17 protein-coding genes are annotated in these 20,341 nt (G+C 61.6%); 6 read left to right on the top strand and 11 right to left on the bottom strand.

Annotation, left to right across the window (positions count from 1 at the left end):
• Positions 1-4 precede the first annotated feature (4 nt).
• Positions 5-1,906, bottom strand: coding sequence for a biosynthetic arginine decarboxylase (gene speA / locus BN1139_RS08390; RefSeq protein ID WP_005344160.1), 1,902 nt, complete (start codon positions 1,904-1,906; stop codon positions 5-7).
• A gap of 1,014 nt (positions 1,907-2,920) precedes the next feature.
• Here speA and pepT point away from each other — a divergent pair.
• Both pepT and olsF read left to right on the top strand, forming a co-directional pair.
• Complete coding sequence (pepT, locus tag BN1139_RS08385) at positions 2,921-4,144, top strand: peptidase T (protein ID WP_005353418.1); 1,224 nt, start codon at positions 2,921-2,923, stop codon at positions 4,142-4,144.
• 203 nt (positions 4,145-4,347) lie between these two features.
• Positions 4,348-6,057, top strand: coding sequence for a bifunctional ornithine lipid synthase OlsF (gene olsF, locus BN1139_RS08380; RefSeq protein WP_005353420.1), 1,710 nt, complete (start codon positions 4,348-4,350; stop codon positions 6,055-6,057).
• A 114-nt stretch (positions 6,058-6,171) separates the two neighbouring features.
• Here the strand turns inward: olsF and BN1139_RS08375 are convergent, their stop codons facing one another.
• The 4 genes from BN1139_RS08375 to BN1139_RS08360 all read right to left on the bottom strand — a co-directional run bounded on the left by BN1139_RS08375 (position 6,172) and on the right by BN1139_RS08360 (position 9,163).
• Positions 6,172-6,480: an Rdx family protein gene (locus BN1139_RS08375; protein ID WP_005334408.1), complete on the bottom strand. Its 309-nt coding sequence runs from the start codon at positions 6,478-6,480 to the stop codon at positions 6,172-6,174.
• A 78-nt stretch (positions 6,481-6,558) separates the two neighbouring features.
• A complete protein-coding gene (locus BN1139_RS08370) occupies positions 6,559-7,683 on the bottom strand; it encodes an adenosylhomocysteinase (RefSeq protein WP_005353422.1) in 1,125 nt (374 codons plus the stop codon).
• A gap of 182 nt (positions 7,684-7,865) precedes the next feature.
• The gene (locus BN1139_RS08365; protein ID WP_005353424.1) at positions 7,866-8,603 is read right to left on the bottom strand and encodes a hypothetical protein; all 738 of its coding nucleotides are present in this window, start codon (positions 8,601-8,603) and stop codon (positions 7,866-7,868) included.
• A complete protein-coding gene (locus tag BN1139_RS08360; RefSeq protein ID WP_005353426.1) occupies positions 8,603-9,163 on the bottom strand; it encodes a YceI family protein in 561 nt (186 codons plus the stop codon). The genes BN1139_RS08365 and BN1139_RS08360 overlap by 1 nt, the downstream gene beginning before the upstream one ends.
• Positions 9,164-9,272: 109 nt before the next feature.
• Between BN1139_RS08360 and BN1139_RS08355 the strand changes: the two genes are divergently transcribed.
• Positions 9,273-10,175 (top strand): LysR family transcriptional regulator, encoded by a 903-nt coding sequence (locus BN1139_RS08355; protein WP_005353428.1) that lies wholly within the window; start codon positions 9,273-9,275, stop codon positions 10,173-10,175.
• A gap of 42 nt (positions 10,176-10,217) precedes the next feature.
• Here the strand turns inward: BN1139_RS08355 and BN1139_RS08350 are convergent, their stop codons facing one another.
• Positions 10,218-10,634: a hypothetical protein gene (locus tag BN1139_RS08350; protein WP_005353430.1), complete on the bottom strand. Its 417-nt coding sequence runs from the start codon at positions 10,632-10,634 to the stop codon at positions 10,218-10,220.
• A 67-nt stretch (positions 10,635-10,701) separates the two neighbouring features.
• On the opposite strand from BN1139_RS08350, the gene BN1139_RS08345 reads away from it, so the two are divergent.
• Complete coding sequence (locus BN1139_RS08345; RefSeq protein ID WP_005353431.1) at positions 10,702-12,432, top strand: formate--tetrahydrofolate ligase; 1,731 nt, start codon at positions 10,702-10,704, stop codon at positions 12,430-12,432.
• A 72-nt stretch (positions 12,433-12,504) separates the two neighbouring features.
• Here the strand turns inward: BN1139_RS08345 and BN1139_RS08340 are convergent, their stop codons facing one another.
• Positions 12,505-14,160, bottom strand: coding sequence for a methyl-accepting chemotaxis protein (locus BN1139_RS08340; RefSeq protein WP_013723570.1), 1,656 nt, complete (start codon positions 14,158-14,160; stop codon positions 12,505-12,507).
• 411 nt (positions 14,161-14,571) lie between these two features.
• Positions 14,572-15,228 (bottom strand): GTP cyclohydrolase I FolE, encoded by a 657-nt coding sequence (folE, locus tag BN1139_RS08335; protein WP_005334419.1) that lies wholly within the window; start codon positions 15,226-15,228, stop codon positions 14,572-14,574.
• Between the two features lie 309 nt (positions 15,229-15,537).
• On the opposite strand from folE, the gene moeA reads away from it, so the two are divergent.
• Both moeA and moeB read left to right on the top strand, forming a co-directional pair.
• A complete protein-coding gene (moeA, locus tag BN1139_RS08330) occupies positions 15,538-16,764 on the top strand; it encodes a molybdopterin molybdotransferase MoeA (RefSeq protein WP_005353436.1) in 1,227 nt (408 codons plus the stop codon).
• The gene (moeB, locus tag BN1139_RS08325; RefSeq protein WP_005353440.1) at positions 16,761-17,516 is read left to right on the top strand and encodes a molybdopterin-synthase adenylyltransferase MoeB; all 756 of its coding nucleotides are present in this window, start codon (positions 16,761-16,763) and stop codon (positions 17,514-17,516) included. Before moeA ends, moeB begins: the two co-directional genes overlap by 4 nt.
• 70 nt (positions 17,517-17,586) lie before the next feature.
• On the opposite strand, the gene BN1139_RS08320 is transcribed toward moeB, so the two are convergent.
• The 3 genes from BN1139_RS08320 to modB all read right to left on the bottom strand — a co-directional run bounded on the left by BN1139_RS08320 (position 17,587) and on the right by modB (position 20,232).
• Positions 17,587-18,363 carry an alpha/beta fold hydrolase gene (locus BN1139_RS08320; protein ID WP_005353442.1) on the bottom strand — a complete coding sequence of 259 codons (777 nt, stop codon included), beginning with the start codon at positions 18,361-18,363 and terminating at the stop codon, positions 17,587-17,589.
• Positions 18,364-18,454: 91 nt separating this feature from the next.
• Positions 18,455-19,555 carry a molybdenum ABC transporter ATP-binding protein gene (modC, locus tag BN1139_RS08315; protein ID WP_005353445.1) on the bottom strand — a complete coding sequence of 367 codons (1,101 nt, stop codon included), beginning with the start codon at positions 19,553-19,555 and terminating at the stop codon, positions 18,455-18,457.
• Positions 19,552-20,232, bottom strand: a complete 681-nt coding sequence (gene modB / locus BN1139_RS08310) for a molybdate ABC transporter permease subunit (RefSeq protein ID WP_005353447.1) — start codon at positions 20,230-20,232, stop codon at positions 19,552-19,554. The genes modC and modB overlap by 4 nt, the downstream gene beginning before the upstream one ends.
• Positions 20,233-20,341: the final 109 nt, after the last annotated feature.

Here is a 20,341-nt window from a genome sequence, read left to right as displayed (position 1 = left end):
GCGCTTATTCGTCTTCCAGATAGGCGTAGCCTTGCAGGCCCAGCTCCAGCTCGTCGAGAAGGGCTTTGCGAGTGGCATCGTCCAGCGCCGGGTGAGCGGCGATCCGCTGGTAGTTTTCGCGGATCACGGACGGGTCGATGTTGACGTAACGCAGCAGCTGGTCGACGGTGTCGCCACGCACCACGTTGCGAATGTCCATCTTGCCCTCTTCGTCCAGCCACACTTCCGCGCAGTGGGTGTCACCGAACAGGTTGTGCAGGTCGCCGAGGATCTCCTGATAGGCACCGACCAAGAAGAAGCCGACGTGGCACTCTTCGTTCTCGCCGTAGACCGGCATTGGCAGGGTGCTCTCGACCCCCAGACCGTCGACATAGTGCTCGACCTGACCGTCGGAGTCACAGGTAATATCCATCAGGATACCGCGACGGCTAAGCGGACGATCGAGACCAGCCAGCGGCATCACCGGGAATACCTGACCGATACCCCAGGCATCCGGCAGGGACTGGAACAGGGAGAAGTTGGCAAAGCACTTGTCCGCCAGCTTTTCACTCAGTTCGTCAGCCAGCGCACGGTGGTTGCGGTTGACCGGGTTGAGCATCTCTTTGAGCGCCAGACAGGTGTTCTGGTGCAGCATCTCGGCCCAGGCACGCTGTTCAAGGTTCAAGAGGCCCATGGTGTACTGGGTATTCACGTCACCCAGATCTGCCACCGAGTCATGGAAGATCTCCAGCAGGGAGGGATCTTCGCTGCGCAGATCCAGCCAGCCTTTCCACATGTTCTGCAGAATGGTAGGTGCATCTTCGTCCGGCGCGCTGATGTCGTTCATCTCCACCCCTTCGGCACCAATGATATTGGTAACCAGTACGGCGTGGTGAGCGGTCAGGGCACGGCCAGACTCGCTGATGATGGTCGGGTGCGGCAGGTCGAACTCGCGGCAGACATCGCCGATGCCCCATACCACGTTGTTGGCGTACTCGGAGAGGCTGTAGTTGGCGGAGCAGTGGCTCTGGGAACGGGTTCCCTCGTAGTCCACCCCCAGGCCGCCGCCGACGTCAACGACTTCGATGTTGGCACCGAGGCGACGCAGTTCAGCGTAGAAACGGCCGCACTCGCGGATGCCGCCCTGAATGTCGCGGATATTGGCGATCTGGGAGCCCAGATGGAAGTGCAGCAGTTGCAGGCAATCCAGCTTGCCCAGCCCGCGCAGACGTTCGATCAGCGCCAGGATCTGGGAGGCGGAGAGACCAAATTTGGACATGGAGCCACCGCTCGATTCCCACATGCCGGAGCCGGTGGAAGCGAGCTTGGCACGCACCCCGATGTTGGGCTTGATGTTGAGACGAGCTGACTCGTCCAGCACCATCTCCAGCTCGGAGGGCTTCTCCACCACGATGTAGACCTTGTGGCCCATCAGGTTGCCCAAGAGGGCGTGGCGGATATATTCGCGGTCTTTGTAACCGTTGCAGACGATCACCGAGCCTTGCTCATGGTGATGGGACAGCACGGCCAGCAGTTCCGGTTTGGAACCAGCTTCCAGGCCAAGCCGGGGCTTGTCGCTGTAGGACTGGCTGATGGTCTCGATGACACGACGCTGCTGGTTTACCTTGATCGGGTAAACGCAGAGGTAGTCCCCTTCATAGCCAGACTTCTCGATGGCCTGACCAAAGGCGTTGAACAGCGCATCGACCCGACTCTTGAGAATGTCGGGGAAGCGCAGCAACACGGGGGTGGTCAGCCCGGACTGACGCAACTGTTCGATGGCGTCAGAGAGCACGATATGCGCGTCAGGGCGTGATTTGTCGGGGGCGACGGTCACATGACCGGCATCATTGATATTGAAAAAACCCGCACCCCAGTAGGGAACGTTGTAGACCTTCAAGGAGTCCTTGCTGGACCAGTTAGTCATGGGCTATGCCTCGCAAATGAGCGACCCAAAGTCGCCTTCGTTACCCTCAATCACATCCAGACCATCTAGTGCAGAGTACGGCGAGCGCTGCCATCACGAGACGCAGCCACCCAAACCAACCTTTTGCACATCGCGGCAAGCCAGAGGCTGCCTGGTGGATCTTGGGGAAGTAACGAGTCTTGATGTGGGGCTGGTGGCTTTACATCAAGCTCAACGGTATGCGGTGCCACTATGCCGTGGCGCCGCGGTACTTTGATGACAGACGACATCAGCCACGCCGTCAGTTCATCATTCGGCAGCGATCCCGACAGAAGGAGAGGGTTCCAAGGAAGAGAAGCGAAGGCGCCAGCACGCATGCGTGTTGATAGACGACAACAACCACAGCCCACCTCACCGTCAGTGACCGCCCATGACAAGGGAAGATGATGAGCCGGTGGCCCACTCGGTCAAATGAAGGATGAGAGTCTGTTGTTCTCCCTGATACCGGAGCCTAACCGGTATTAAAGAAACCATTCCCCAGCAGTGTCTGTCGTTTCTGCGTGCCTCGCCCTATAGGCGTATGATCGGTCGGGTTTCTGGCGGCTCTGCCTGCTTCAGGGTTGCCCTTGGATCGGCGCGGAGTGTACACACTTACCGCGGGCAGTGACAATAAAAAATAGTGTTCAAAATCCCCTTTTAATAAGTCGATCAAATCTTGCTGGCGAGCAGGCGGGCTCTGGGATGACGCAGGTTATGCGACAGCCCGGTTTCCCATTGAAAAGTGTGCGAAAACGCCATGGTTGGGCTGACGCCTTGCTGTGCGGTGGCTGAGGGGAATTTGGTCGCCACCGCCAGCGCCTAAATATCGCAATAAATGCCACATTTATGCGATCTCCCTCCCGGACGTTGCCCCGCGCGCCGCACATTCGCCGCTCTTCCCTTGCGTCAAAAAATGGGAAAAACCTGCGCTGACGCAATGAGTGCCCCGCACGGATTGGCCACAATGGCCGCTCACAATCGGTTAGAGGCTGACTAATGGATACCCTGCTTGAGCGTTTTCTGCGTTACGTAACTTTTCATACCCGCTCCGATGAGACCAATCCAGCCTGCCCCAGCAGCGAAGGCCAACTGATCTTTGCCCGTGCCCTGCAAGAAGAGATGAAGGCGCTGGGGCTAACCCGGGTCACCCTGGATGAACACGGCTACCTCACCGGCTGCCTGCCGGGCAACCAGCCGGACGCCCCCGCTATCGGCCTGATTGCCCACATGGACACCGCCGACTACGAGGCGGAGCACGTAGTACCGCAAATCATCGAAAACTATCAGGGCGGCGACATCTGTCTTGGCAAGGGTGACGAGGTGCTCGCCATTCGTGACTACCGCTTCCTGAAAAACTACCTGGGTCAGGATCTCATCACCACCGACGGCACCACCTTGCTTGGCGCCGACGACAAGGCGGGGATCGCCGAGATCCTCACCACCATCGACCACCTGCAGGCCCACCCCGAGATCCCACGTGGCGATATCTGGGTCGGCTTTACCCCGGATGAAGAGATTGGCCGTGGCGCCAACCTGTTCCCGCTGGAGAGATTCCCGGCCAAGTGGGCCTATACCGTGGATGGCGGCGAACTGGGCGAGCTGGAGTATGAAAACTTCAACGCCGCCAGCGCCACGGTGCGTTTTATCGGCAATAACGTCCACCCCGGCACCGCCAAGGGGAGCATGATCAACAGCCAGACCCTGGCCGCCCGCTTCCACGCCGCCATGCCTGCCGAGCAGACCCCGGAGTGCACCGACGGGTATGAGGGCTTCTTCCATCTGGCCCAGATGAGCGGCACCGTGGAGGAGAGCACCCTGCACTACATCATCCGTGACTTCGACGACGAGCACTTCGCCGCGCGCAAGGCCGAGATGCAGAACCGGGTGGCCGCCCTGCAGGCCGAGTATCCCAAGGCCCGCATCGAGCTGACCCTGACCGACAGCTATCGCAACATGCGCAGCCAGATCGAGCCGCACATGCATATCGTCGAGCTGGCCAAGGCCGCCATGGAGGCCGCCGACGTGGTGCCGAAGATCAAGCCCATTCGCGGCGGTACCGATGGCGCCCGCCTCTCCTTTATGGGTCTGCCCTGCCCCAACCTCTTCACCGGTGGCCACAACTTCCACGGCAAGCACGAGTTCATCCCGCTGCAATCCATGGAGAAATCGGTCGCCACCCTGGTGGAGCTGGTGCGCCTCACCGCAGCCTGGCGCGGTTAATCGATTACCATGACCACCAAGGGGGGAGCCTGTTTACCGGCTCCCCCCTTGCTATCTGGCCATCACCCATCAACAAAGGGAAACCGGGGGAGGGTCGCTCAGGAGCAACTGGCTGCCACTGCCATCAAACTGTCATCCCGCTGACATGTCGCGGGAACAGTGCCACATCATGCTGGGAGCAACGGATCGCCGGAGCCCTCCAGATGTTCACTATCGATACCCTGCTGACCCAGCACTTCCCCCGCCTGCTTGGCTACCCCCTGCTTACCCCGTTGTTCAAGCGGCTGCTGGGCTGGCTGCTCAACGAACGTGCCTTTGCCGACTTTGCCGCCCGCTACCCGCACCTGCGCGGCCTCGACTTTGTCGAGCAGGCGCTGACCCAGCTCGATTTCGACTATCGGGTCAGCGAGGCGCAGCTGGAGCATATTCCCGCCAGCGGCCGGGTCATTCTTGTTGCCAACCACCCCATCGGCTCGCTGGACGGACTGGCGCTGCTGCAACTGCTCGGTCGCATCCGCCCCGATGTGAAGATCGTCGCCAACCAGCTGCTGGCCCAGCTCGCGCCGCTGCGCCCTCTGCTATTGCCGGTGGACAATATGGAGGGCAAGACCGATCGGCAAGCCATCCTCGCCATGAACGAACACCTCGCCCATGAAGGGGCGCTGGTGATCTTCCCCGCTGGTGAAGTCTCGCGGCTTGGCCTCAAGGGGGTGAAAGACGGCCCCTGGCAGGCAGGCTTTATCAAGCTGGCCCAGCGCACACGCACCCCGCTGGTGCCCATCCATCTGGGGGGGCGCAACAGCCTCTGGTTCTATCTCGCCTCCTGGCTCAACAAGCCCGCCTCCGCCCTGTTGCTGGTACGCCAGCTGTTTCGCCAGCAGGGGCAAACCCTGCCGGTGACCATAGGGGCACGCATTCCGCTCGGCAGTTTTCAGGAGCTGCCCGCCAAGACGGCGGCGCGGCTGGTGCGCAACCACCTCTACCGGATTGGCCGTGGCAAGGCGGGGCGCCTGCAGACCGAGGCCCCCATCGCCCTGCCAGAGGATCGCCGCCAGCTCAAACAAGCCATCGAAAGCTGCGAACAGCTCGGCACCACCCCGGATGGTCAGGGGATCTACCTCTACCGCCGCCACGAACTGAGCCACTCGGTGATCCTGCGCGAGCTGGGGCGACTGCGGGAGATCGCCTTTCGCGCAGTGGGGGAAGGATCCGGCAAAAGGCGGGATCTCGATGGCTTTGACAACGACTATCACCACCTGATCCTCTGGGATCCGGCCCGGCTCGACATTATCGGCGCCTACCGGTTCGCCCCGGTGGCGGAACTGCTGGCCAGCAAGGGGAAGGATGGCCTCTATAGCCACACCCTGTTCGGCTTTGAGGATAAGCTGCTGCCCCGGCTGGAACAGGCCATCGAGCTTGGCCGCAGCTTTATTCAGCCCGCCTACTGGGGCAAGCGGGGGCTCGATTATCTCTGGTTCGGCATCGGTGCCTATCTGGCCCGCTATCCCCGCTACCGCTACCTGTTTGGCCCGGTGTCGCTCTCCGGCAGCCTGCCGCCGGCGGCCAAGGATCTGCTGGTGAGCTTCTACCGCCAGCACTTTGCCCCCGAACTGGCGCTGGCCCCCTCCCGCCGTCCCTACCCCGAGACGCAACCTCTGTTCGAGGGAGTGGATTACGGCGCCGATCTCAAAGCTCTCAAGGCACGCCTCGACAATTTGGGCTGCGCCATCCCTACCCTCTACAAGCAGTATTCCGAACTGTGCGAGCCGGGCGGCGTCCAGTTCATGGATTTTGGCATCGACCCCGACTTCAACCACTGCATCGACGGGCTGGTGTGGGTCGATGTGAGCCGCATCAAGTCCCACAAGCGGGCCCGCTATATCGGCAGTCATCTGGCCGAGCCGCGCTTATAACCCTGCTGGAGCCAGGCAAACAGCCAAAGGCAAAAAAGGAGAGAGAGGCCATCGCCTCCCTCTCCTTTCGCTCTCATGCTCAGCACCTATTCGAGGCGCTCGGCCCATCTGGCGTTACTCGGTCACCTTGCGATCCGAGTGGCCGAGATCCCGCTCAGGGGCGATGACGTCACGCACCCGCTGCTTGATCTCCTTGGCCTCGGGGAAGCCGTCATCGACCACCCGATCCCACACCTGCACCCCGCTCACCAGAATGCGGAACTCCCCCTTGCTGGCCGGCACCAGCGCCACCTCCCCCAGATCGCTGTCGAAGGTGGAGAGCAGCTCCTGCGCCAGCCAGGCGGCGCGCAGCATCCAGCGACAGAGGGTGCAGTAGCGGATTTCGATGCGGGGTTTGCTGATCAGGGTTTCAGACTCGGTCATGAGTGACTCCATAAAAAAAGCGGCCAATGGCGGGAAGTGGCGTACCGCCACCCAATGGCCGATCCCGATTCGGTCAAATCAGTGCTGATCAACCCCATGAAAATCGGCCAGCCAATGGCGGGCAATGGTACGCATCGCCGATTCTGGCAGCTCGAACAGCCCGGGTGCAAGAGGGCCTGCCGCCAGCATCCGGATCCCTTCCATGATCTCCGCCAGCACCAGATAGACATATTCACCAATCACGGCGCCATGGACGAAGTTGACCGCCTCACCCCGGTTGAGCAGGTAGATCTGGGTACCATCCGGCCGGTTGAGGGCCAGCACATGGGGGCACACCTCTTCGCTCGGCCACGGCAACTGGGCCAGCGAGAAGGCAAACTCGTCGTCGGCCGAGGTGACCGAGGCGACCATGGTGCCGGGGCGCAGCGCCTGCAGATCCGCCAAATCCAGCGAGCCGTTGCCGGTAGAGCAGATCACCAGCTCGGCGCGGCTCAACGCCTCGGCCTTGGTGATCAAGCGAAAACCGTGAGAGAGCGCTTCGACCTGTCGCAGCACATCGGTCTCCACCAGCCCGAGATGGAGGTTGCGACAGCGCAGGTCGCGGGCGATGCTGCGTCCCACCTTGCCATAGCCAAACAGCACGGCTTCGCAGACGTTGAAAGTACGGTTGAGGTTACGAGCCAGCGACTCCGCGGAGTAGACCACGCTCAGACCAATCTGAATATCCTCGGCCTGCTTGAGGGGACTGCGTGCCACCGACACCACGGGGGTCGCCAGCACCTCCTGCTCATAGCGCTGGTGGCCGTTCTCGGTCATCTCCACCACCCCTAGGAAACGGGGGCCGAAGTATTCACTCAAGATCACCTGGGTTTTGGCAAAGTAACCGCCTATATCGAGGATCAGCAACCGCTCGTGGGGGGCCACCAGCGGCGCAATCTGCTGGATGAGGCTGTCGGGTTCATTGGTCCAGCGTCGGTTGAGGGGCAGTACCGGATAGTGCTGGGATACCCACTCCAGGGTCGGACCGTGTACCGATTTCGGTTTGGGCAAAATGGCGCCAATCCGTCCAATCTGACCGAGAGCGTCGATAAAACGGGGGCGATCGGGAAGCAGGTGAGTGACCAGCAGAATGCAGAGACCATCGATACGTCCCTGTCCGGTGAAATGGCGAAAAAACAGATGCTCAGATCCTTGACTGCGCAACTGTGGCCTCCTTATGTGCCGCAAAGCAGGCAAACAGAACCCGGCGCGGCCGGGTTCTGTGTGTGTCCAAATAAAATGAAAATCCTTTTTATCTGAAACACATATGGGGCTCAATCATTATCTGCCAAGAGTATGAGCGAGTATGCAAAAATGACTGTAATTGCCTGTTTTTCATGCAAAAATCAGTACAAAGAAGCAGCAGGCCACACCCACCACATGCTGAGCCCGGTTCCCGCCGCTGCGAGCAAGATCAGCCCACCCCAACGCACTGGCCAGGGTTTGTCACGCAACGCCCACTCCAGCAGCGGCATCAACCAGACCGGCAGCAACACCACCAGCGGCACCTCCACATATTGCCAGGCCAGCATCTGGACGAAGGCGAGGGCCAGCGCCAGACCGGCTGGGGCTACCTTGATGCCAACAAAGGTGGCAAGCAGGGCGCGAAAACCGGCAAAAGCGGCCAGCGCACCGGCCAGCTGGGCAATCAGCAGACTGCCATCGATGCCGATCACCAGCGCCAGCCAGATAAAGCCGAGGGCAAACCCGAGCCCCTCGCGGCTATCACAGCGCAAGGTGCTCCAGCCAAACCAGAGGATGGCGGGCAGTAGCGCCAGCCAGATCCCGGGTTCGCTCGCCAGTACCGAGGCCAATCCCTGCCACCACACCAGCGCACTGAACACCGCAAAGAGCAGCAGTGAACCGCGCTGATCGTTCACCTGAGCCGCGATGGCGGGGACCAGCAGAGTTAGCGGCAGCCATTGCCACGCCTTTTCCGGCATGCCATAGAGGCCGCCGAGCCAGGATCCCACCAGCCAGAGCGCCAGCGCGCCCCACAGATAACCCAGTCGCGGCCAGCGCCACGATAGCAAAGCGGCTCCCAGAGGAGCCGCCAGGGTTTGCAGCAGAAGTTCTGCGCCCATTACTTGCGCACGCCTTCGACAAACAGGTTGATATTCATCTCGTCCGGGATGCCGGGCAGCATGTAGCTCACGCCAAAGTCACTGCGCTTGATGGTGGTGGAGGCGTTGAAGCCGCTGCGGTAGCCGCCCCAGGGATCCTTGCCCTCGCCAATTTTGACCAGATCGAAGGCCACTTCCTTGGAGACACCGTGCAGGGTCAGGGTCCCTTTCAGCACGCCTTTATCCTTGGTGCCCTCGTAAGCGGAGCTGACGAAGGTCATCTTGGGATACTGCTTCACGTCGAGGAAGTCAGGACTGCGCAGGTGCTTGTCGCGGGCCTCGTGGTTGGAATCGACGCTGGCGGCATCCACTTCAAAGCTCGCCTTGGCGGCCGCCGGTTTGGCGTCATCCATGCTGAAGGTGCCGCTGAAGGTGTTGAAGCGACCCACCAGCTCGGAGAAGCCCAGGTGACCCACCTTGAACTGCACTGTGGTGTGCGCCGCATCCACATCGTAATCCGCCGCCATCAGAGGGGTAGCCATAAACAGGCAGGAGGCCAGCAGAGCCTTGGTCATTTTCATCCGTTCGTTCCTTCATCTTGGGGTTCACATCAGTGGTTAAAATGCTAACCTCGTTCTGAAGATGAATAATCAGTGATTTATTAAATTCATTATTTACTGAGGATGGAAAATGGACCAGATCGCCGCCATGCGTACCTTTATCAAGGTGGTGGAGTGCCAGAGCTTTACCAAGGCCGCCAACCAGCTCGGCATCTCGGTCGCCATGGCCTCCAAACTGATGCAGCAGCTGGAGGAGTCCCTCGCCACCCGGCTGCTGTCGCGCACCACCCGTCAGGTCAATCCCACCGAAGCGGGCCAGTTCTACTACCAGCGCTCCCTCGCCCTGCTGGCAGAGTTGGAAGAGACCCACAGCCAGCTGACCCACCACAACCAGCAGCCGAACGGCACCCTCAAGCTCTCGGTGCCGATGGACTTTGGCTATCTGCACCTCTCCCCCGCCCTGCCGCTGTTTCGCCAGCGCTTTCCCGACCTCAAGCTCGATATCGAGTACAGCGACCGGCGGGTAGCGCTGGTGGAAGAGGGGTTCGATCTGGCGCTGCGGATCGGCCACCTCAGCGACTCCTCGCTGGTGGCGCGCCAGCTTGCCACCATTCGGGTCGAACTCTGCGCCAGCCCCGCCTATCTGGCACGCAAGGGCAGACCGGGAAAACCCGAGGATCTCAAGCAGCACGACTGTCTGATCTACACCCTGACCCAGCCGGAGTGGCACTTCAAACGGGGAAGCGAGCAGCAGAGCATCCGGCCACAGGGACCGCTGCGGGCCAACAACGGGGTAGCGCTGACCCGCGCCGCTTGTGATGATCAGGGCATCATATTGCAGCCCACCTTTATCGTGGGGGAGGCCCTGCGGTCAGGACAGCTGGTCAGCCTGCTGCCGGAGTGGGACAAGGGAGATGTGGGACTTTATGCGGTCTATCCGCACCGCCGCTTCGTCTCGGCCAAGGTGCGCTGCTTTATCGAGTTCGTGCAGGAGCGCTATCTCGCCCCGCAACAGTGGGATGCGCCGACCTGATTGCCAGAGCTGAGGGTACGGCCTGGCTGTCCGGCCTGAAACCTAGCGCTGGCCAGGGGCCGCGGCAGGAACCAGCTTCGCCAGCAGACGCTCCTGCTCGGGGTGCAACTGCCAGCGTGGCAGTCGGGTGCGGACAACCGACAACTGCTGTTCACTGAGGGCATAGGGGAGCGCCACTTCAATCTCGGGGCAGTCAAACATGGCGGCCAGCTGCAGGATCAAAATGAGGTTTGCCTCGTCGGTCTTGTGCTTGTTGACCCGTTTGCGGATCTCGTGGCGCAGCTGGGTTTCGGGGTCCTGGGTCATCGCCTGCCAGCCGAAACCGAACAACGGCACCAGCGCGCTGACAATCCCCAGCGCCGTCATCGGCTGCTTGGGGGGATGATAGAGTGCGTTGAGATCCAGCCGAACAGGATTCTGACGAACCTCACCCTCACCAAATAAAATCGTTTTCGTCATTGGATTACCCGTTATATTCCACTAGACTGCGCCGCATATTTTACCCCGATATGCCAACGAGGTGCTGATGCTAAGCGATATCGAGATCTCCCGCCAGTCCCCCCGTCTCTCAATCCACGCGCTGGCCGAACGCCTCGCCATCCCCCAGCACCTGCTCAGCCCTCATGGCCACTACAAAGGCAAACTCAGCCTCGATCTTCTCACGTCTCAACCCAAGCATAGCGGCAAGCTGGTACTGGTGAGCGCCATCACCCCGACCCCGCTCGGTGAAGGGAAGACGGTGACCACCCTTGGCCTCTCCATGGGGCTCAACCATATCGGCCAGCCCAGCATCGCAACCATCCGCCAGCCGAGCCTCGGGCCGGTATTCGGGGTCAAGGGGGGCGCTGCCGGTGGCGGCCACGCCCAGGTGGTGCCGATGGAGGAGATGAACCTCCACCTCACCGGCGATTTTCACGCTCTGACGGCGGCTCACAATCTGGCGGCGGCAGCCCTCGATGCCCGCCTGTTCCATGAGCGCAAACTCGGCGACCAGTTCACCGCCAAAACCGGCCTGCCGCGGCTCGATATCGATGCCGACAACATCCTCTGGCCACGCACCCTCGACATGAATGACCGCGCACTGCGCCACCTCACGATTGGACAGGGGGGCGCTGCCGATGGTGTGGAGCGCAGCGATCGCTTCGTCATCACCGCCGCCTCCGAGCTGATGGCCATTCTGGCGCTGGCGAGCGATCTGAAAGACCTGCGCCAGCGCATCGGCCGCATCCAGCTGGCCCGCGATATTCACGGCGAGCCCATTACCGCCGAACAGTTGGAAGTGGCGGGCGCCATGACGGTGCTGCTCAAAGATGCGCTGCAACCGACCCTGATGCAGACCACCGAACAGACACCGGTGCTGGTGCACGCCGGCCCCTTTGCCAACATCGCCCACGGCAACTCCTCGGTGATCGCCGATCGTATCGCCCTTGGCCTGACCGACTATGTGGTGACCGAGGCAGGTTTTGGCTCCGACATGGGGCTGGAGAAGTTCTTCAACATCAAGAGCCGCCAATCCGGCATTCCCCCCGCCTGCGTGGTGCTGGTGGCCACGGTGCGCGGCCTCAAGGCCAACAGCGGTCTGCTCGATATCCGCCCGGGCCAGCCGTTGCCAGCCAGCCTGCAGGGAGAAGATCTGCCAACCCTCAAGCAGGGCTGCGCCAACCTCGCTTGGCATATCCGGAACGCCCGCCGCTACGGAGTGCCGGTGGTGGTCGCCATCAACCGCTTCCCCACCGACAGCGAGGCCGAGCTGGCGCTGTTGGCCCATGAAGCGCAGCAAGCCGGTGCCTGTGGCGCGGCCATCTCCAACGCCTTCACCCAGGGTGGTGCCGGTGCCAGCGAGCTGGCCCGCGCCGTGGTCACCGCCTGCGAGCAACCCGGCAAGGTGAAACTGCTCTACCCCGATGAGATGAGCCTCGACACCAAGCTGGCGACCCTGGTGGAGTGCGGCTACGGTGGCCGCGGAGTGCAGCTCTCCGACAAAGCGCGCCAGCAGCTGGCACAGCTCTCCGCAGAAGGGTGGGATCACTTGCCCATCTGCGTGGCCAAGACGCCGCTCTCCATCAGCCACGACCCAGCCCTCAAAGGGGTGCCGACCGATTTCGAGGTGCCCATCGACGAGGTGAAGCTCTGCGCCGGTGCCGGGTTCGTCTATGCGCTGGCGGGCCCCATCATGACCATGCCGGGGCTGGGTAGTCTGCCTGCCTATCGCCATATCGATATCGATGAGAACGGCGAGATAGTCGGCCTGAGCTGAGCCCTTCCACAACGCCAGAAACAACAAGGCCCCGCCAATTGGCGGGGCCTTCTGTTATCCATGCATCAACCCTTAGAGGGTGAAGCGCTGGGTCATATGGTGCAGGGTGTTGGCCAGCTTGCTCAGCTCGACGCAAGCCTGGGCGATCTGATGAGCGCCCTGGGCATTCTCGTCAGCGGCATTGTGAATGTTGACAATGCTGCGGTTGAGCTCTTCGGTCACCGCGTTCTGCTCTTCGGTGGCGGTGGCGATCAGAGTGTTCATGTCGGTGATGCGCACCACGGCACCGTTGATGGTCTCGATACTGGTACCGGCATCCCGTGCCAGACCGACACTCTCCTGCATCTGGTGACGGCTCAGCTGCATGGCGTTGCCCGCCTCGGCGGCGCGGCTCTGCAAGAGCTCGATCATCTTGCTGATCTCGGCGGTGGAGTCCTGGGTACGCTGGGCCAATGAACGCACTTCATCCGCAACGACCGCAAAACCACGGCCCTGCTCACCGGCACGGGCCGCTTCAATGGCTGCGTTAAGGGCCAGCAGGTTGGTCTGACCGGCGATATCGCGGATCACATCCAGCACCACGCTGATATTGGCGCTGTCGGCCTCCAGCTGCTGCACTACTGTGCCCGCCTGCTCAATCTTGACCGACACATCTTCGATGCTGGCAATGGAGCTGCGAACCACTTCGCTGCCAGCAGCAGAGGTGCGGGAGGCATCCTTGGCGGCGCTCATGGCATCCGTGGTGTTGCGGGCCACTTCATTGACGGTGGACTGCATCTCGTTCATGGCGGTCGCCACCTGGGAGACTTCGTTCTGCTGGATGGCCATGCCGCTGGCAGACTGGCTGGAGATGGCGCTCACCTCCTCCACTGCGCTGCTGAGTTGGCTCACGGAGCCGGCGATCTCACTCACCAGATCGGAGAGGGAGCCCTGCATCCGGTTGATGGCGGAGCCCAGCTGACCCAGTTCATCACGGTTGAAGCGGCTGTCACGGATCCACTGCTGCAGTTCGCCCTGACCCAGATCGCCATTGGCAATACGCTGGGCCTGACGGGCCAGCATGATCAGCGGGTCGCGGATCTGGCGGGTCAGTACCACGGAGAGCACCACCACAAGGATCAAACCGATCACCAGCGCGATGGTGACACTCAGATTGGCGGATTGATAAGAGTCGACAATGTCGCTGCGGGATTCAGACGCATAACCATGGTTAATCTGAATAAGGGAGGCCACTGACTTGCTCAGCGCGGTGTAAAGGGGAACCCCCTCCTCAAGGAAGATGCGTTGGGCTTCGGCAAGCTGATCGCTGTCTTGCAGCTGTTGGACTCGCTGGTGCAGGGCGACGTAACGATCCCAGTCAGATTTCACCGTATCGAAGGTACGGCGTTCCGCCACATCCTCAGGCCAGATCGTCTTGTCATGGGCAATCAGCTGCTGCGCGATCGAGTTAAGCTGTTGACTGGCAATATTCCGATATTCAGCCCTTTTCAGCGGCTCGGCAGCCACCACGAAATAACCCAGCTCATAACGACGCAACTCACCGAGAGAATCCCCGATCGCGCTGGTGCGATTGACCGCTGGCAAGATGCTGTCGGTAAACCGGATGGCAACATCATTCATATTGCCAAACTGGACAAGGGAAAAACCGCCGATAAAGGCGACCATCAAACCGAGCACGGCAAAGCCGGCGGTGAGTTTTTTGCCTATGGTCATGGAACTGGTATTCATGGGATATCCTGGTGGTCGTTAAATTCGTAGCACTCGTCCGGTTCACGCCCTCCTGGCATGAACTATCTGGCCACCTGTTCAGTGGCGCACCATCCAACCTTGATGAATATCTCTGAATTCCATGAGCGGCAGCGAGAGCCGTGAGGGGGCGCTAGAGTAACCGGATTGTGATGGTTCGGAAAGAGTCTGCCCGGTTACTTTTTGTAAGGTGAAAACGAGGGATTTATCGTACTCGATTAAATATACCGCTCAGATGAATAAATCGAAAAAATGCATAACGTTTGCATAAGGCAAGCCGCGCGGGTCAAGCCGTTGCAGGCCGGCACTCTCATCCGGGACCAATGAAAAACGCCAGCAATGGCTGCTGGCGTCTCGTTTATTCAGCGTTGCGGTTACAAAATAACCGCAATCTTATCCGCGCAGGCCGCCCAGAAACTCGGCCCGGGTATCGGGCTGGGTCTTGAACACCCCGCCGAGGGAGGTGGTGGTGGTATAGGAGGTGGAGTCCATCACTCCGCGCGCCTTGACGCAGTAGTGAGTCGCCTTGATGCTGATGGCCACATCCTTGGTGCCGAGCAGGGTCTGCAGCGCCAGCAGGATCTGCTGGGTGAGCCGCTCCTGCACCTGGGGACGGCGGGCAAAAAACTGCACGATGCGGTTTATCTTCGACAGGCCAATCACCTTGCCACGAGGGATATAGGCCACATGGGCCATGCCGTCGATGGTGACGAAGTGGTGTTCGCAGGTGCTGGTGAGGCTGATATCCCGCACCATGATCATCTCGTCCACCTGCATCTTGTTCTCGATCACTGTCACCTTGGGGAAGGTGGAATAATCGAGGCCGGAGAAGATCTCGTTGACGTACATCTTGGCGATGCGGTGCGGCGTCTCGGCCAGACTGTCATCGGTCAGATCCAGCCCCAGTGTCTCCATGATGGAGCGCATATGGCCTTCGATCTTCTCCCGCTTCTGCTGGCTGTTCAGCTCGTTGGTGACCAGGGGGGTTTCCAGTCCCTGGGCTTCGAGGGCAGCCCTGACCAGCAAGGCTTCCGGACTTAAGGTTGTCATTATCTTCTCTCCCACGCTCAGGGACTGTGAGGGCAGCTCAAGGAGCAACCCCTTATGTTATTGCGGCGCACAGGGCCGACGGTATCGCTGTAATGGTCGCCACTCGGGATGTGACGGCCATCTGTTATGGCGGCATAGTAAACGGCCATTGCCGCCAAGATTCAAGTCAACTTGTGCGTCACCTCATACTTTATGGCCATCTACCCCCGTTTTGGCGCCGATTACCCCGAGATTCCCTTGAGATAACCTGCCCATACCCGGGGATTTTTGTGATAATCCCGCCTTCAATCATAGAAAGAGGTCATGACGATGGGATTTGATACCAGCGGACTACTCCCCTTAAGCGATGCCCTGCAAGGGATGCTGGAACAACTCGCCTGCTGCTGCGACAGCGAGCAGTTGCCCCTGCCAGAGGCCCTTGGCCGGGTTCTTGCCAGCGACATCGCCTCTCCCCTCGCCGTGCCCCCCTTCGACAACTCTGCCATGGACGGTTACGCCGTACGCCTTGCGGATCTCGCCAGCGGCACCCCGCTCATCATGGCGGGCAAAGCGTTTGCCGGTCAGCCCTATCAGGGTGAATGGCCCGCCGGCCACTGCGTGCGGATCATGACCGGCGCCCCGGTACCGGCTGGTACGGATGCAGTGGTGATGCAGGAAGAAACGCAGGCCGACGGCGATCGGATCACTTTTCTGGCACAACCCGAACCGGGCCAGAATATCCGCCGCGCCGGCAGCGATATCGGCAAGGGCGCCTGCGTGCTGCCAGCCGGTACTCGCCTCACCCCGCGCGAAATGCCACTGCTGGCCTCCCTCGGCGTGGCTACCGTCACGGTGCGTCGCCCGCTGAAAGTGGCCATCTTCAGCACCGGCGATGAGCTCAAACCGGTCGGCACCCCGCTCGCCCACGGCGATATCTATGACTCCAACCGCTATGGCGTACGGGCCATGCTGGCGCGCATGGGCTGCGACTGCCTCGACCTTGGCATCATCCCCGACGATCCCGCCCAGCTACGCGCCGCCTTTATCCGCGCCGACGAAGAGGCCGATGTACTCATCACCACCGGCGGCGTCTCGGTGGGGGAAGCGGACTTCACCAAACAACTGCTGGACGAGCTCGGCGAGATTGGCTTCTGGAAGCTGGCCATCAAGCCGGGCAAGCCGTTTGCTTTTGGCCGTCTGCCCCGCGCCTGGTTCTTCGGCCTGCCGGGCAACCCCGTCTCCGCCATGGTCACCTTCGATCAGCTGGTGCAACCGGCGCTGGCCAAGCTGGCGGGCCAGCACTTCGAGCGCCCGCTCCAGCTGCAAGCCATTGCGGCCGAGCCACTCAAAAAGAGCCCGGGCCGACTCGACTTCCAGCGCGGCATCCTGAGTCAGGGACCGAACGGCCTCGAGGTGCGCAGCACCGGCTCGCAGGACTCCGCAGTGTTCAGCTCCCTGTCGCGAGCCAACTGCTACATCGTTCTTGAACGGGAACGGGGCCGCGTCGCCGCGGGCGAGACGGTGACCGTGGAGCCATTCGGGGGATTGCTGCTGTGAGCGAGATCCTGAGCGACGCCGAACTGCTGCGCTACAACCGCCAGATCATCCTCAAATCCTTCGACTTCGAGGGACAGGAGGCGCTCAAGCAGGCCCGTGTGCTGGTGATCGGCGCCGGTGGCCTTGGTTGCGCCGCCAGCCAGTATCTGGCGGTGGCCGGGGTTGGCCAGCTCACCCTGGTCGATTTCGACAAGGTGGAGCTCTCCAACCTGCAGCGTCAGGTGCTGCACAACGATGAGCGCATCGGTCACTACAAGGTGGACTCAGCAGCGCAGTCGCTGCGTGCCCTCAACCCCTGGCTCAACGTGGAGACCCACGCTGCCGTGGCCGATGAGGCGCTGCTCGATACCCTGCTGCCACGGCATCAGCTGGTGCTCGATTGCACCGACAACCTGGCCATTCGCAACCTGCTGAATCAAAAGGCACGCCAGCACAGGGTGCCGCTGGTCAGTGGCGCCGCCATCCGGCTGGAGGGACAGCTGTGCAGCTTCACCTGGCAGGAAGATGAGCCCTGCTACGCCTGCCTCAGCGCCCTGTTTGGCGAGCAGGCCCTCACCTGTGTCGAGGCGGGAGTGCTCGCCCCCGTGGTGGGGCTGGTGGGCAGCCTGCAAGCGCTCGAAGCCATCAAGCTGCTGGCTGGCATGGGTAAGAACTACAGCGGCCGCCTGCTGATGATCGACGGCCTGAGCGGCACCTTCCGCGAGATGAAGCTGCCCAAACGCCCTGACTGCCCGGTCTGCTCCCACCCTTGACGCAAACGGGATCAAAAAAGCCGAACCCTGTGGTTCGGCTTTTTGGTACCTGCACCTAACAACCCCTTCCTCAATGGGTCGTGAGGATCCGTTGCAACAGGTGATTAAAGCCCGAGGGATCTTCCGCGGGCCAGGCGTGGTGGCCATTGGGGGTGTGGATGGTGGCGTTGGGCAAGGCGGCAAACTGCTCTACCCGTTTGGCCAGCGGCAGGTAGTCGTGACTGGTGGAGATGATGGCCACCGGCTGCCAGATGGAGCCGAGCCGGGCGCGTACCGACCAACCCGGTAGCGCCTCCAGCAGCGCCTTGTAGGTTTTCTTTTTATTGCGCACGAAACGCAGTCGGAAGGTGTGGCGCACCTTTGCCAGATCCGGGCCCGGGAAGAGCTCGCGCCCCAGCCACCAGGCGAGGGGGCGCATACCGAACCAGCGCAGCCACTTGAGGCGCTGGGCATAACGCTCCTGCTCTTTGGGGGTCTCCAGCAGAAACTCGCTAAAGCCATTGACCAGCACCAGCCCCTGCACCTTGTGGGGCAGTTGCAGCGCCAGCTCCAGCGCCACCATGGCCCCGAGCGACAATCCCACCACCCAGGCGGGCTCCGGCTGCTCATCGAGCCAGCTCACCACATCGGCTGCCAGGGTCGCCACGTCAAACGGCCCCTCCTGCATGCTCTGGCCGTGGCCACGCAAGTCCAGCGCCACCACCCGGTAGTGCTCGGAAAACCGTTCGATCTGCGCCTGCCAGTCGAGGCTCGAGGAGCCCAGCCCGTGCAGCAGCAACAGCAAGGGGCCCTCCCCCGCGCTGCGCAGGGCAAGACCGTTGAATTTCATCACCTGATTGCGGCGCATCAGTGTATTGCCTCTCGACTCATCACCTGAACCATCTCTCGTTGTTATGTTGCCCGTGGCCATCCTGCCACGTTATCAGCACGGCGCCCAATCAGCCTTCGCTGACCAGACTCACCGCCTTGATATAAGCGTAGATCTGCTGCTTAGGCGCCAGCGCCAGCCGCCTGGCGGAGCGGCTGGTGATCCGGGCCAGCAGTATCTGCTCACCCAGCGCCAACTGCAACAGGGTCTGGCCGGGGCGCACCTCGCGCACCGCCAGCAGACGGGTGACGAGACAGTTGGAGAGACTGGAGTGCTCGATAGGTGCTGTGGCAATCACCACATCGCGCCCCGCCACCTTGATCTGCAAAGGGCCGCTCTCGTCCGGCACATGGGTCATGGTGACCCGCAGTTGCTGCTCACCAAGCTGCAGGATCGCCATCTGCTCCTCTTCATCGTAGTGAGAGAGGGTCGCCGCCAGCATCACCCCTGCATCGTCACGGCTGGCAAGCGAGAGATCGGTTCGGGCGAAAATCTCGCTCGGCCTACCTTGCGCCTCCACCCTGCCACCTTCCAGCAGCACCAGCTGATCGCAGAGCAGGCTCACCTCCTCCATGGCGTGGCTGACGAAGATCATCGGGATGCCGCTCTCCTGCTGCAAGCCCTTGAGCACATGGGCCTGATGGATGCGGCTGCGCCGATCGAGCGCCGAGAAAGGCTCATCGAGCAGTAGCAGATCGGGTTCGGCCAGCAGCGCCCGCCCCAATGCCACCCGCTGGCGTTGCCCACCCGACAAAGCATGGGCAGGCTGCCCCAGCAACTCGGCAAAACCGAGCCGCGCCGCCAGCGCCTCGGGCTGCCAGCGCCCTCGCCCCTTGCGGGCCGCCAGTTGCAGATTGCCGAGCACCGTCAGATGGGGGAAGAGGCGCGAGTCCTGAAACACCAGTCCGATCCGGCGCGCTTCGGGCAGCAGTTGAGCATACTCCCGATCGCGCCACAGCAAGCGATCCCCGCTTCGGCGATCGAGTCCGGCGATGATGCGCAGCAGGGTGCTCTTGCCACAGCCCGAGGGGCCGAACAGGCCAAGGATCCCCCCCAGTTCGAGAGTCAGTGCGCAATCGAGAGTAAAGGGGCCAAACTCACGCCGAGCATTGAGGCTCAGGGCATGGCGGTGCAGGGCGTTGTCTTGCGGAATAGTGGCTGGCTGGTTCATCCGAACACTCTCCGCTGTCTGCGCTGCAACACACCATAGACCAGCACCAGCATCACCAGCGAGAAGGCCATCAGGCCGCCAGCCAAAATATGGGCGTTCTGGTAATCCATCGCCTCCACATGATCAAACAGGGCGATGGAGAGTACCTGGGTTTCGCCGGGGATATTGCCGCCAATCATCAGCACCACGCCAAACTCCCCCAATGTATGGGCAAAGCCGAGGGCTGCCGCCATTACGAAGCTGGGCAGGGTCATCGGCAAGATGATGTGGAAAAAGCGCTCCAGCGGGCCGAGCCCCAGGGTCGCAGCAGCTTCCAGCTCCTTGTTGCCCATGTTGACGAAGGCGGAGGTGAGCGGCTGCACCACAAACGGCAGCGAATAGAGGATGGAGGCAAACAGCAGGCCGAGAAAGCTGAAGGCGAGCGGGGCGCCAAAGGTGTCGCGCCACCAGGCGCCGAAACCATATTCGGGGGAGAAGGCGAGCAGCAGATAAAACCCCAGCACTGTGGGGGGCAGCACCAACGGCAGCGCCACCAGCGCCTCCACCAGCGGCCGCAGGCGGTTCTGACTGCGCGACAACCACCAGGCCAGCGGCGGAGCCAGCAACAGCAAAATCGCTGTGGTACTGGCTGCAAGCTTCAGGGTGAGCCAGACCGCCAGCAGATCCCCTTCACTCATTGCCGACCTCCCGGTTGATAAATGCCCCCAACGGCATGGTATCCATCCTTATTGCAAAGAGTGGCCGACCCGAAGGCCGACCACTCAGGGTATCGCATCAGGCCCATCC

It is taken from the genome of Aeromonas veronii bv. veronii (genome assembly GCF_000820225.1).
GTDB lineage: Bacteria > Pseudomonadota > Gammaproteobacteria > Enterobacterales > Aeromonadaceae > Aeromonas > Aeromonas veronii.
The sequence above is the reverse complement of the archived record's forward strand: the minus strand, read 5'-3'. Positions and strand labels throughout refer to the sequence as shown.